The 14,236-nt window shown below is 37.6% G+C and carries 14 protein-coding genes; all 14 read right to left on the bottom strand.

Annotated elements, in window-relative coordinates; all coding sequences use genetic code 11:
- Window positions 1-70: 70 nt before the first annotated feature.
- The gene (locus tag BM157_RS07300; protein ID WP_055307080.1) at window positions 71-2,305 is read right to left on the bottom strand and encodes a transglycosylase domain-containing protein; all 2,235 of its coding nucleotides are present in this window, start codon (window positions 2,303-2,305) and stop codon (window positions 71-73) included.
- Between the two features lie 13 nt (window positions 2,306-2,318).
- On the bottom strand, window positions 2,319-4,856 hold the full coding sequence (locus BM157_RS07295; protein WP_055307079.1) for a cysteine peptidase family C39 domain-containing protein: 2,538 nt from the start codon (window positions 4,854-4,856) through the stop codon (window positions 2,319-2,321).
- 13 nt (window positions 4,857-4,869) lie between these two features.
- Window positions 4,870-6,018 (bottom strand): methyltransferase, encoded by a 1,149-nt coding sequence (locus tag BM157_RS07290; protein ID WP_090140494.1) that lies wholly within the window; start codon window positions 6,016-6,018, stop codon window positions 4,870-4,872.
- A 117-nt stretch (window positions 6,019-6,135) separates the two neighbouring features.
- Window positions 6,136-6,927 carry a YwmB family TATA-box binding protein gene (locus tag BM157_RS07285; RefSeq protein ID WP_022501444.1) on the bottom strand — a complete coding sequence of 264 codons (792 nt, stop codon included), beginning with the start codon at window positions 6,925-6,927 and terminating at the stop codon, window positions 6,136-6,138.
- Window positions 6,928-6,989: 62 nt separating this feature from the next.
- Window positions 6,990-7,394, bottom strand: coding sequence for an ATP synthase F1 subunit epsilon (gene atpC / locus BM157_RS07280; protein ID WP_055173823.1), 405 nt, complete (start codon window positions 7,392-7,394; stop codon window positions 6,990-6,992).
- Window positions 7,395-7,448: 54 nt separating this feature from the next.
- Entirely contained in the window at window positions 7,449-8,840 is a 1,392-nt protein-coding gene (atpD, locus tag BM157_RS07275; RefSeq protein ID WP_022501446.1) for a F0F1 ATP synthase subunit beta, read from the bottom strand.
- Between the two features lie 77 nt (window positions 8,841-8,917).
- Entirely contained in the window at window positions 8,918-9,778 is an 861-nt protein-coding gene (gene atpG, locus BM157_RS07270) for an ATP synthase F1 subunit gamma (RefSeq protein WP_055173821.1), read from the bottom strand.
- A 48-nt stretch (window positions 9,779-9,826) separates the two neighbouring features.
- A complete protein-coding gene (atpA, locus tag BM157_RS07265; RefSeq protein WP_022501448.1) occupies window positions 9,827-11,335 on the bottom strand; it encodes a F0F1 ATP synthase subunit alpha in 1,509 nt (502 codons plus the stop codon).
- Window positions 11,336-11,370: 35 nt separating this feature from the next.
- On the bottom strand, window positions 11,371-11,919 hold the full coding sequence (gene atpH, locus BM157_RS07260) for an ATP synthase F1 subunit delta (protein ID WP_022501449.1): 549 nt from the start codon (window positions 11,917-11,919) through the stop codon (window positions 11,371-11,373).
- On the bottom strand, window positions 11,907-12,458 hold the full coding sequence (gene atpF / locus BM157_RS07255; protein ID WP_318255856.1) for a F0F1 ATP synthase subunit B: 552 nt from the start codon (window positions 12,456-12,458) through the stop codon (window positions 11,907-11,909). Before atpF ends, atpH begins: the two co-directional genes overlap by 13 nt.
- Window positions 12,459-12,516: 58 nt before the next feature.
- Window positions 12,517-12,774, bottom strand: coding sequence for an ATP synthase F0 subunit C (atpE, locus tag BM157_RS07250; RefSeq protein WP_022205028.1), 258 nt, complete (start codon window positions 12,772-12,774; stop codon window positions 12,517-12,519).
- Window positions 12,775-12,815: 41 nt separating this feature from the next.
- The gene (gene atpB / locus BM157_RS07245) at window positions 12,816-13,496 is read right to left on the bottom strand and encodes a F0F1 ATP synthase subunit A (protein ID WP_090140553.1); all 681 of its coding nucleotides are present in this window, start codon (window positions 13,494-13,496) and stop codon (window positions 12,816-12,818) included.
- Window positions 13,497-13,548: 52 nt separating this feature from the next.
- Window positions 13,549-13,965, bottom strand: a complete 417-nt coding sequence (locus tag BM157_RS07240) for a hypothetical protein (protein WP_055173817.1) — start codon at window positions 13,963-13,965, stop codon at window positions 13,549-13,551.
- Window positions 13,949-14,212 carry an AtpZ/AtpI family protein gene (locus tag BM157_RS07235; RefSeq protein ID WP_022501453.1) on the bottom strand — a complete coding sequence of 88 codons (264 nt, stop codon included), beginning with the start codon at window positions 14,210-14,212 and terminating at the stop codon, window positions 13,949-13,951. Before BM157_RS07235 ends, BM157_RS07240 begins: the two co-directional genes overlap by 17 nt.
- Window positions 14,213-14,236 lie beyond the last annotated feature (24 nt).

Here is a 14,236-nt window from a genome sequence, read left to right as displayed (position 1 = left end):
ATAATAATCACGGTCAGGTATTGTTAATAACACACCTGACCGTGATTTTTTATTTAGACCTTATGATTAATTAATACGGACTTATATTCTGTGCAGGTGCATCTTCCTTAGTAGGTGCTTCCCACTCTCCAGTCTTTTGTTCCTTTGTCTGCTGTGTCTTAGTAGCAGCCTGCTGTGTCGTTGGCGTCTGTGCTTTAGTAGTAGCCTGCTGTGTTGTCGTTGCCGCCTTTGTCGTTGGAGTTACAGTAGTAGTTTCCTGCTGTGTTGTTGTCTGTTCTTCTGTCTGGCTCTGTGTCTCAGTTTCAGTCTGGTTCTTCTTCGTATAAGAACCATTTGCCGTCTTGAATTCTACCTTTTTCTTATCTTTATGTATATCATACATAAAATCCTTAAATATAGCCAGAGTCTTAACTGAGCTTAATGTCTTAGGATAATCATATCCCATCCATATAGCTGTTGTATAATACTGGCTGTATCCACAGAACCACGCATCCTTATTAGAATTGGTTGTACCTGTCTTACCAGCTACAATTGCATTAGATGGTTCTGCCCCAACACCTGTTCCGCTTGTTACCACAGTACGGAGCATATCTGTCATCATTCTGCATGAATTAGTATCATATACTCTTGAACCTCTCTTAGAGGTATCTACAATCGCTTTTCCTGATGTGTTAAGTATCTTCTCAACACAGGTTGGCTGTCTGTATTCACCATCATTGACGATTGTTGCATATGCACCAGCCATCTCCTCTGTCGATACGCCATAAGTAAAGCCTCCAAGTGCCGCAGCATTGGTTGATTTATCCATCCATATTTTATGGAAGCCCATATTAAGAAGAAAACCAATACCAGCCTTAGGTGTTATATCGTCCCTGTATATCTTCCATGCAACAGTATTCTTAGATTTGCTTACTGCTGTTCTAAGTGTCATCTGTCCGGCATATACACCATCTGCATTTGATGGGCCACCATCTATCTTCTCATCATTAACTATTGTATCCGGATTATTGCCAAGCTGTAGATATGGCACATATACAATTACCGGCTTAATACAGCTTCCCGGCTGTCTATAGCTCTGGTATGCCCTGTTAAGTGTATATCCATCAATATCATCCTGTGACCTTGAACCTACAATTGCAACTACATTTCCTGTGCTATTATCAATGCATGTCGCTGCACCCTGTAATTCATATATTCCGTCATCTGACACCTTCTTAAATGATGAAAGATTATTATCTATGGACTCCTGAAGTGAAGCCTGTATATCCGGATCTATGCTTGTATATATTGTATATCCACCATTAATAAGCATCTGCTGGCATGATGAGTAATACTGCTGGTACAGTTCCTCATATGTATTATATTCATCTTCTGTATCAAAGTTATTACGCATTGTAAAACCGTAATATTTCATAAGTTCTTCCGTTGCACAATGCCTTGCATAGGTTTCAACCGAGCTGTTCTTATTAGCAGCTTTCTGTCCTGTTATTGTTATCTCCTCAGCAATCGCTGTATTATAAGTCATTGAATCTATATAATCTGCATCACGAAGTTCTTTTAAAATGAGATTTCTTCTTGTAATTGTCGCATCATAATTAGTCAACGGATTATACTTGGTAGGGTTATTAGGTATAGCCGCAATAAATGCCTGCTGTGATACTGAAAGCTCTGAGGCTGATTTGTCAAAATATCCTCTTGCCGCAGCTTCTATTCCATAGTATCCATTACTGAAATATATGTTGTTAAGATAGAATTCCAAAATCTGGTCTTTGCTGTATTTCTTTTCCAGATGTTGTGCTAAAAATATCTCCTTAACCTTTCTCTCCCATGTAACCTCCTGGCTTAAGAATACATTTTTGGCAAGCTGCTGTGTAATTGTACTCGCTCCCTGAACTATTGTATCGTTACGGCTGTTGATTATAACCGCCCTTATAATCGCCTTAATATCAATTCCTGAGTGGTTGTAAAAGTCCCTGTCTTCCATTACAACAAATGAATTTGCAAGTGTCTTTGGTATATCACTCATCTGGATATAGTACATATCCTTAGAAGCTTTCATAGTACATAACTGTTCACCATTAGTATCGTATATTATAGTCGTCTTTCCATCTTTAAATGTATCTATTGTACTTTCATCTGCTATTCTCTTAGCATCATTCGCAAGCTGAATTACTGTTACAATCTTAGGTCCTGCATATATGCCGCCCGCTATAAGAAGAATAAGTATTATTGATAGTATTATAATTTTTATAATCTTTATCTTTTTGCTCTGTCTTTTCTTTCTTTTCTTAGTTGATTTAGCCATCTGCATATCCTCTTTAATTCTTGTAATAAGTTATAAATACATTTTCCCACTGGTTAAACATCTTGCTGGCATCAGTTAATGCAACTGTTACCATTGAATCAGAAGCAGTATCTATATATGTTATATTTTTAGAATCATAGCCTGTAATTATTACATATGACTCACTTCCGCTCTTGCCTATAACCGGACAGCCATTATCAATAAAATTGAGCATTTTATCGACTGTTACTGACTTCACACTAAGTCCTGCAACACCTGGAATAAGGCTTAATATCTCGTCAGCCGTTTTATCCTGTATATAAGCATTAATATCAAACTGTGCACCTGCATAGGAAGCCACTGTCTGTAATGCCGTTCTAAGAGATGAACCAGCATCAATTATACTAAGTCCTTTAATCTGTGCTGAGGTGTTCCTGTAACGCTTCCATATTGTGTTAGCATTATAATCATTAACTGAACCATATGTGTCATTGGCAAGTATTATAGCCTTTGATATCTGGGTTGTACTATCCTGAAAACGTCCATACCCATATACATAATATCGTCCATCACCGGCAAAATCATTATCAAGCTCCAGCAGTGCATTATCCTTATAACTTACCTCAGAAGATGTCCTGAATTCCACACTGCCTGCCGGAAGTGCTTTCATAAGCTTAATTGCAAGCTCCTGCTTTCTGTTATCTGTAACTATAGTTTCCAGTGTAAGTCCATCTTCTTGTTTATTCTCATCTTTATTAATAAGCTGGTCAATACTTGTACTTTCATAATCACCATCACCTGATTTCACAACTCTTGTAAGATTGATACGCATATCACTTACCGAAGCATCACTTACATATACACCCGGCTGTTCGTATTCCTTTATTACATTGTAATCAGAATCCATTATTTCAAGCCTATACATTGCAAATGTCCTGCTTCCATCCTCTTTTATAAGAATATCAGCTTTATCAGCTATGCCATATACGAAATCTCCATTAATATATCCCAGACATCTTATATATTCATTGTCGTCAGCCTTAATTATCTTCTCGCTGTCCGTACTCATATTGAATATTCGTATTGAGTCTGTACTATATAATCTGCCATTCATACTGTAGGCTATGGCATCTCCATTTTCTGATACAGCATATGTTCCGTCCACAAGCCCAGACACTACTGTCATAACTTCCTTACTTACAATATCTATCGAATACAGTGTATCGTCCATTAATATATAAAATGTATTCTCATCAGCAAGATAAGCTATTCGGCCAACATTCTGTGACAATATGTCATATGGCTTATCCATTGGAATATACAATCTTTCTTCTACTATATTATCTTCATATGAATACTTGCACAAAGATACGCCCGACTCGCCCTCATGCTCACCTCTGTTCATATATCCATATACTATAAAATCGCAGTTGCCATCGTTACTTACATTAAGTATCTTTATTCCGTGCTGGTTATAGTTCTCTCTTATGCCATCTGTTTCATCGGCGTTAAATGAGAATACTCTTGTATACATATTAGTATCAATATTGTAGCACCACAGAGAACCTTCATTGACAAAGTATGAATAAGTTCCCTTCTCGTCAGAATTAAATTCAGCTGTTGTTCCTGACTGTATTCCAAGATTAATCTTAGCTGTTGATAAGATGTCGTTCTTACCATCAAATATCTGGTTAGCTTCTCTTTCATAATTAAGCAGATAAAATCCGCTTGTAGTCTGTCTTATACGGTAATATTCATACACATTATAAGAGTCATAAGATTCATATTCATTAATAGCACCTATCTTATAATCAAATGTTATTACAGCCACGTCTTTGCTTATCTCCTTAATAACCGGTATAAGCTGGCTTTCTACATATGGTCCCATATCACCCCAGCCAATCTGGCTTAATGTGCTGTTGATATTAACCTTTCCAAAATTATTATTATTGCCAGCAGACGAAGTTTCTATATACTTCTGTATTTCACTTAATCTGTCCTGATTAAATGTACAGGCATTAAAGTCCTCCACAAATGCAAACTTATCATCTATTGAATAGTCTTCACCTGTAATAATTCTTGTATAATAGTGAATTTCTTCGTGTGTGCTTGTCTCTAATATTATCTCAAGAGCATACTGCGTATTATCATCTATAAGATTCTTGATATTCAGTGTGGCAGTAATTGTTTCACCATTATTAACAAGCTCTGTAACTTTGGTATTCTCTATCAGTCCGTTATCTGACAGATTTCTTATCTTATATGTAAGCTCCTGCACCTCAGCTCCATAATTGTGAATAATAATAGGAAGCTGTCTTGTCTTTGCCACTGGAGTAAGATTATCATTAATCAGTGCCTGATTAATCTCCTGTGTAAAACCGTGCAATGAATTGAACTCATTGCCCTCTTCTGACTGCATAGTTATAACAGGAATTGTCGCCGCAGACATAGTTGTTGCCGATGGTGTAACTGACTCAAAACTCATTGACAAAAATGTGAGCACCATCGTAACTATAAATATTATTCCAAGTACAAGATACTTAGAACTTACCTTTTTATCAGATTTTCTCATATTATCTCCATTCTTATATAAGCTTGTCGATTGTCAGTTCCAAATTCAATGCCTCTAACATATCTTTAGTCTTTTCTCTGGCAGAGATGTCTTCTTTACTACTCTTAACTGCCCTTATAAGAAGATTTTTAGGAGTATGCTCCATATCTATGAATTCCAATATCTGTGTATCATAGCCATTAGCTGTAAGAAGCTTGGCTCTTGCCGCATCTGTTACTATAGCCGCCATTCTTTCTTTTAATATGCCATAGTCCATAACCGGCGATAATATATCGCTCTTTATTGTCCTGTTAGCTTCGTGCTGGCAGCAAGGCACTGATAATATAACCTCCGCCCCCCACTTAACTGCCTTGGCAAGTGCATAATCCGTTGCTGTATCACAGGCGTGCAGTGTGACCACCATATCTACCTTGTCCACATCTTTGTACGTTGCTATATCTCCAACATAGAAATCAAGCTTATCATAACCATACCTTGTTCTAAGTTCGTTACAATGTTCTATCACGTCCGCCTTAAGGTCAAGTCCTATAATTCGTATATTATATCCTTTAAGCTCCTTAAGATAGTAATACATAGCAAATGTAAGATAAGACTTTCCACAGCCAAAATCAATTATTGTAAGTTCTCTTTCCTTATCAAGCTTTGGAAGTATATCTTCTATATATTCAAGAAAACGGTTAATCTGTCTGAACTTATCATATCTTGTTCTTATAATCTTACCATCTTGTCCCATAACACCAAGGTCTATCATAAATGCCACAGGCTTTCCTTCTTGTATTATATATTTCTTGGTTCTGTTATGGCTCAGATCTCTCTGTGCCTTCAACTGTCCTGCTTTTTTATATTTGCAGGTCAATGTCTTACTCTTGCTTGAAAGTATTGTTGCAGCCGCATCAGTCATATTAATCTGTGCCTGCTTGAAATCCTCTGTCATATAATCAATTATCTTCTTCTTTACATCAGCAGCACTATGGTTAGAATGTAACACCTTTCTTCCTACAAATTCAGACACCTGGTATTCAATCTCATTCTTAAGAATAACTGGTCTTATTCTTACCTTTACTGCCTTATCTTCGCTTTTATTCTTCTGTCCGCTTATAACCATATCTATAAGCTTATCGCTAATACATATATCAAGTAATTGTGTAATATCCAATATCATAACCTCCATTTTAGGCTTACTGTACTATTTTAATATCTTTGCGGACAATACACAAGTAGCAATTAATATAAGCCTATTATCTCAATAAATGTAGTGGTCTGATAGTCTGCAATTTTATTAATAGTCCCCTCTGTTAATTGGGGTCGCCAGATATATATTGGTCTTGTCTGTTGTTTCATCATAATTCATTGATATATTAATATTGGTCTTTTTCTTTCCAATGTACATATAGCCATCTGTGTCTTTGTCATAGGCATATATTGTATACAAGTCCTTAGTTCGGCTTGCTTCTGCTTCTTTTGCACCAAGCTGGCTTAAGATGTTACCGGTTATCTGATTTCTTTCTTCTATGCTTTTATCGCCATCACACTGGCCTGTTATACATACGTTAACATTACTATCAATTCCGTATATATTGCATATTTTTTCAAGCTTCGCCTTGTATGCAGTTGTTGATGTTACTCCTTTGCCTAGCTTTATGTGGATACTTATATAGTTCTTATCCTCATCTGTCGCTTTTATCCCCATAACTACTGTTCCATATAAAGAATCCTGCGTTAATACACATTCCCGTGAAATATAACGGTTATTATACACATTTTCATAAGAGTTATTACCAGAATACTGTATATTATAGCGGTTAATTCCTATCTCTGATGCCATTTTCTCAAGTATAAGGCACATTGCCTGCTCAGATAAGTAATTATCTGACAGCTCTGTATCCACACTTATGTCAGATTGGACATTGTTATCCACATTTTCGCTGAATATACTAACAATATCACTGCCTGTATTATTAACCGCATATATACTTCTTTCCATAAAGCTTCTCACTGCTGTAACAATCCACAGAATAGCCGCTATTGTAACAGCTATCCGCTGTAATTTATATTTTCTGCATTTATACATAAAAAACCTCCCATTAACTAATAACATTATTACCAGTTAATGGAAGGTATATACTTTAATTATTAATCAGCAGCACCTAAACGTGCAAGTGATCTCTTTAATGCCATCTCAGCTCTAGGAACATCAAGATTACTGTCCTTGCTGGCAAGTCTTCTCTCTGCTCTTATCTTGGCATCATTGGCACGATTGACGTCAATCTCATCAGGCCATTCAGCTATCTCTGCTAATATTGTCACTTTATCCTTAAGGACTTCAACAATACCGCCGTGTACAGCCGCCTTCTTAATTCCGTCATTCTGGTGAATAGTCAGCACACATGGAACTAACACTGCAGTAAGTGGGATATGCTGTGGATACACACCTATCTCACCTTCACTTGTAGCTAATTCAACAAATGTGGCTTCACCATTAAAAAATACTCTTTCTGGCGTATTAACCAGAAGCTTCATTGTACCTGTATCCGCCATATCTATTCTCCTTATCAAGATATCTAATTATACTTTAATATCCGTGTCTGATACCTATTTAGATACCTTAGCAAGTACATCATCAATACTTCCACAGTTAAGGAAATAACTTTCTGGTATATCATCATACTTACCTTCGATGATTTCCTTAAAGCCCTGAATTGTATCACTGATTGGTACATAACGTCCTTCAAGTCCTGTGAACTGTCCTGCAACGAAGAATGGCTGAGAGAGGAATCTCTGTACCTTTCTTGCTCTTGATACGACCATCTTATCTTCTTCTGAAAGTTCGTCCATACCAAGGATTGCGATAATATCCTGAAGTTCTTTGTACTTCTGTAAGATTTCCTGAACATCTCTGGCAACCTTATAATGTTCTTCACCAACGATTCTTGGATCAAGAATTCTTGATGTAGACTCAAGTGGATCTACCGCTGGATAAATACCAAGTTCAACTATAGAACGTGAAAGAACTGTAGTTGCATCAAGATGTGCAAATGTTGTTGCTGGCGCTGGGTCAGTTAAATCATCCGCTGGTACATATACAGCCTGAACTGATGTGATAGAACCATTCTTAGTTGATGTAATACGTTCCTGAAGAGCACCCATCTCTGTCTGAAGAGTTGGCTGATAACCAACGGCTGATGGCATACGTCCAAGAAGGGCTGAAACCTCTGAACCTGCCTGTGTAAATCTATAAATGTTATCGATGAAAAGAAGTACATCCTTTCCACCCTTATCTCTGAAATACTCAGCCATAGTAAGTCCTGTAAGACCAACTCTCATTCTAGCTCCAGGTGGTTCATTCATCTGTCCGAATACCATTGTTGTCTTCTCGATAACTCCTGAATCCATCATTTCGTGGTAAAGGTCATTACCTTCACGAGTACGCTCACCAACACCTGTGAATACTGAATATCCACCGTGCTCTGTAGCAATATTTCTGATAAGCTCCTGAATAAGAACTGTCTTACCAACTCCGGCACCACCGAAAAGACCGATCTTACCACCCTTCTGGTAAGGACAAAGTAAATCTACAACCTTAATACCAGTCTCTAACATTTCTGTATTAGTAGCCTGCTCAGCAAATGTAGGTGCCTTTCTGTGAATAGGCATATGCTCTACTTCTGGAGCTGGCTTATTATCGATAGGATCTCCTAATACATTAAAGATTCTACCAAGTGTCTGCTCACCAACAGGTACTGAAATAGGTGCTCCTGTGGCTTCTGCTTCCATACCTCTAACAAGACCATCAGTAGGTCCAAGGGCTATACATCTTACTGTATCATCCCCAAGATGCTGAGCAACCTCTACAACGAGCTTGCCGCCGTCTTTGGTCTTTATATTGATGGCTGAATTGATTTCTGGCAGATTACCTTCTGCAAATTTAATATCTATTACAGCACTGATAATCTGAGTAATCTTACCGATATTCTTCTCTGCCATTGTTACCTCCATCTATTGTTAATTAATTGTACACGGGCTGAATACACAGACCCGCCAAGAGTTATAACAAACTCTAATTAGCCGATAGCATTTGCACCAGCAATAATCTCTGTAAGTTCCTGTGTAATAGAAGCCTGACGGGCTCTGTTATACTTAAGTGATAAATCAGAAATCATCTCATCGGCATTGCTTGTCGCATTATCCATAGCCTGCATACGTGCACCATTCTCACTGGCAACAGCTTCAATAAGTGCACCATATATAAGACTGCACACATACTTAGGTATGATAAGATTCAAAGCTTCATCTTCGGCTGGTTCATAATTCATAGGTGTTGTATCTTCCTTATCAGCACTCACGCTCTCAGTATCAACTGATACTGGAAGAAGCTTAATAAGCTTAGGCTCGTGAACAACTGTATTCTTAAATGATGTATAAGCAAGGTATATTTCACCTATCTGTCCATCCGCAAATCTTTCAAGAAGCTTATCACATATATCTCTTGCATCCGTATAAAGTGGTTCGTTAATAACATCTGAACAATCATCTGTTATATTGTAACCTCTTCTTGCAAGATAATCTCTTCCCTTAGTTCCTATTGCAATTATATCAATATCTTCCTTAGGAATTCCGCTCTCTGTAATAAGCTTGGTTATATTAGTATTGTAACCACCAGCAAGTCCACGATTGGCCGTTATTGTTATAACAGCTTTTCTTTCAGACTCACCAGCCTGAAGATACTTATGATTGATGTTACCTGATCTGGCAAGCATATTGCATATCGTTTCGTACATCAGATCTGAATAAGGCTTTGTGCTCTCTGCCTTTCCCTTTGCTTTTTGAAGTTTAACAGTGGAAACAAGCTTCATAGCCTTGGTAATCTGACCTGTACTCTGAATACTATCTCTACGCCTTTTTATATCTCTCATTGAGGCCATAGAATTTACCTCCATTCCAAGCATTAATTGCTGTTAATCGTTGATCAATCAGCAGTTAAATGTCTTCTTAAACTCTTCAATAGCACTTACAAGTAACTTCTCTGTATCTTCTGAAAGTTCCTTAGTCTCCTTAATAGATTCTGGGATCTGTGGATACTTAGTATCTATAAAATCGAATAAGCCCTGTTCAAAATCAAGAATCTTATCAACTGGAATATCTATAACGAACTTCTTAGTAACAGCATATATTATAATAACCTGATATTCTACAGGCATTGGCTTATACTGTGGCTGCTTTAACATCTCTCTGATACGTTCGCCCTGTGCAAGCTTCTCCTTAGTATCAGCATCGAGTTCTGAACCAAACTGTGAGAATGAAGCAAGCTCTCTGTACTGGGCAAGCTCTGTACGGATAGGTGCTGCAATCTTCTTAATAGCCTTAATCTGAGCAGAACCACCAACTCGTGATACTGAAAGACCGGCATTAATAGCTGGTCTGAAACCAGAGTTGAACATCTCTGTCTCAAGATATATCTGTCCATCTGTGATAGATATAACGTTAGTTGGAATATATGCAGATACATCACCGGCCTGTGTTTCAATAATTGGAAGGGCTGTAAGTGATCCTCCGCCGTATTCATCTGACATTCTTGCAGCTCTCTCAAGAAGTCTTGAGTGAAGATAGAATACATCACCTGGATAAGCTTCACGTCCTGGAGCTCTCTTTAAAAGAAGTGAAAGTGTTCTATATGCTGCTGCGTGCTTACTAAGGTCATCATATACAACAAGTACATCTTCGCCATTCTCCATCCACTCTTCACCGATAGCACATCCTGAATAAGGAGCGATATACTGAAGTGGAGCAAGTTCGCTGGCTGTTGATGCAACTACTGTTGTATAGCTCATTGCACCATATTCTTCAAGTGTCTTAACGATACTTGCAACTGTTGATGCCTTCTGTCCAATAGCAACATAGATACAATGAACTCCCTGACCCTTCTGGTTGATAATTGTATCGATTGCTATAGCTGTCTTACCTGTCTGACGGTCACCAATAATGAGCTCTCGTTGTCCTCTTCCGATTGGAACCATAGCATCAATAGCCTTAATACCTGTCTGAAGTGGAACACTTACTGACTTTCTTGTGATTACGCCTGAGGCAACTCTCTCTATCTGTCTTGTCTTATCTGTATTAATAGGACCTTTGCCATCTATTGGCTGTCCAAGTGCATTAACAACTCGTCCTGTTAACGCATCACCTACTGGAACTTCTACAACTCGTCCAGTTGTCTTAACAGTATCACCTTCGCTGATGTTTCTTGAATCACCAAGCAGAACTGCACCTACATTGTCTTCCTCAAGGTTAAGTACCATACCGTATACTTCTCCTGGGAATTCAAGAAGTTCTCCCTGCATAGCTTTCTCAAGTCCATGAATTCTTGCGATACCATCTGCTACCTGAATTACTGTACCTACTTCTGATACTTCAAGTTCGGCTGAATATCTTTTTATCTGTTCTTTTATAACTGAACTGATTTCTTCCGGTCTTAAATTCATTAGCCTTATGCACCTACTTTCTATTAACTTAAAGCTTACGCTAACTGGATATTCTTTAAATTCCTGGTAAGCTCATCAATTTTATGTTTTATACTGCTGTCTACGACTCTGTCACCGATTCTTATAACCATACCTGCTATAAGTGATTCATCGATGTCATAATTCATCTTGAAATCCACATAATCAGTTGTTGAAAGCAATCTGCTTACAATCGACAGCTTCTGATTATCCGTGAGAGGTCTGGCTGTAGTTACATAAGCAACACCAATCTTCTTATACTCATAAATTCTCTTTATGAAATATTCAAGTGTACTTACTATCTTAGTCTGTCTGTCCTTAGATACCATTATCACAAGAAGTCCTGTAATATCCTCAGATACAAACTTCTTAAAGATATTCTCAATAAGCTGTTCCTTTTCTTTCTTCTCAACCTTTGGAGATTTAAGAACATTTACCAAATCTTCATTATCTTTAAAAATATCAATTACAGCCTGAGCTTCTTCACATAGTTCATCAACCTTAGACTCCTGGACAGCAAGTTCAAATAATGCCTCACCATAAGTTGTTTCTACTAATTTCGCCATGTGTTCTCACCCATTTCATTTAAAGTCTGTTCAATAATTGCATTGCTTTCACTCTCATCGATAGATTTAGCAATAAGCTTTGAAGCTATCATAGCTGACACTGCAACTATCTGCTGTTTAACATCGTCTGCTGCCTTCTGCTTCTCAAGTTCTGCTTCTTTATTAGCTCTCTCGATAATTCTTGCAGCTTCTTCCTTGGCTTCATCTATAATCTTCTGCTCATTATGAACTGCTGTCTTTCTGGCATCACTTAATATAAGCTCTGCCTCCTTATTAGCAGCCTTAAGCTTCTCTTCATACTCTGCCTTCATAGCAAGTGCTTCTTCTCTGCTCTGGTTAGCAGTTTCTCTGTCACTTGTTATCTTGTCCTGTCTTTTCTTTAACATATTACGTACAGGATTAAAAAGAATAACTGACAAAAGCAGGAATAATATAAATACGTTGATAGCTGTTATAGCAGCATCAAAAAGCAGCTGATAATCAAGGCCGAATAATCTTCCTGATGTTTCAAGAACCACAAATGTACTTCCCAAATTCAATTGTTGGCCTCCTTTCCGTTATCTTAATAAATTTGTCGTCAAGACTAAATGTCTTATATTAGCCCTTAAATGGCTGAACGAACATTAAGATAATAGCTACGGCGAAACCATAAAGACCTGTTGTCTCGGCAACGGCCTGTCCAAGTAACATTGTTGATGTAATATCTGACTTAGCACCTGGATTACGTCCAACTGCTGCTGCACCATGACCTGCTGCAATACCCTGTCCAACACCAGGACCAACACCTGCGATCATCGCAATACCTGCACCAATGGCTGACATAGCCTGAATAAATTCCTGTCCACTAATATTCATCTTAAAATCCTCCGTTAAATAAATTATTATGACCAGCTATACTAGTCTGCAATCTTATCGTTAACATATACCATTGTTAACATACAAAATACATACGCCTGAATACAACCTGAGAACAAGTCGAAGTAAGCATGTAATAATGCAGGATATCCTATAGTAAATGGCTTTAATAAGTCATATATAAGTCCCATAAGAACTGTTCCTGACATAACATTACCAAACAGACGCAGTGAGAGTGACAACGGAACTGCAAACTCACCAATCAGGTTAATTGGAAATAAGAACCAGATTGGCTGGAATAAAGCAGCAAAGTGTCCTCCCTTATTCTTCTTTATGCCGTTGAACTGAACAAGTATAAATGTTATAAGACCAAGGCATAACGTCACACCATAATCGGCTGTAGGTGGCCTTAGACCAAAAAGTCCGGATATGTTAGATATAATTATAAATAAGAATAATGTTGAAATATAATTGACAAACTTATTAGCATTCTTACCCATAATTCCATCAACCATAGTTCCAAGCATCTCCACTATAATCTCTATAGCATTCTGGAACATTCCCGGTGTGTCGTCAGGCTTGACCTTATTAATCTTCACCCTGGCAACTATGGCCATAATGATTATGAAGACTGAAACCAGCAGCATAGCAACGTGTGTCGTGTTAATACTAAAAGTATAATCAATGCCTGGAATATGGAATTCCTTCAGGCTTTGAATCATAAAACTCGAATCACACGCTACAAGTGTGTTAACATAAGAGCTTCCCACCTTCTCACCTTCCTTTTTTAGTTATTAATTTATCAGTGAACGGCTGTAAATAAGCCGCTACCTTCATAGAAAACATTCCAATAACCGCACATAGCAGATCTCCAATATTAAGGAAATATAACAGTACGAATAATATAAGCATAACCAAAAGACGGATAAGATAACCAATAATCATAGTTGCTCTTGACTCTGCACCACCATATACTATCTTTCGTATTCCACTGCTCATATGAAATGTTGCAAATACCGAATATATAACTCCTGCCAGAAATCCTATGGCACACCGCATTGTATTCGGAACCAATGCAATTATTATAATCTCACCAAGTATAAGATATATTAAATTAATAATAAGCATACCTGGAATTGAGGGATTAATATCAATAATTCTATCAAGGATACGTCTACTTATGAGTTTCATTATACTTTTCAACTTTCTCTGCAATTTCTTTATCCTGCTTGTGCTTCTTCGCCTGCTCATCCTGTTTTATCGAATTCATAGCAAGCACATAAGCATTTCTTGCACCTGCAGCAATTCCAATAATAAGCAGAGGAATTGTAAAATATGTTCCAAACTTTCCGTCAAGCCATAATCCTATAGCAAGACAGAGAAACGTAGGAACCATTACACATATACTAAGCTGGGATATTAATACTATATTCTTCATAGCATTTCCTCGTTCATATATTCT

Source organism: [Lactobacillus] rogosae (assembly GCA_900112995.1).
Taxonomy (GTDB): domain Bacteria; phylum Bacillota; class Clostridia; order Lachnospirales; family Lachnospiraceae; genus Lachnospira; species Lachnospira rogosae.
The sequence above is the reverse complement of the archived record's forward strand: the minus strand, read 5'-3'. Positions and strand labels throughout refer to the sequence as shown.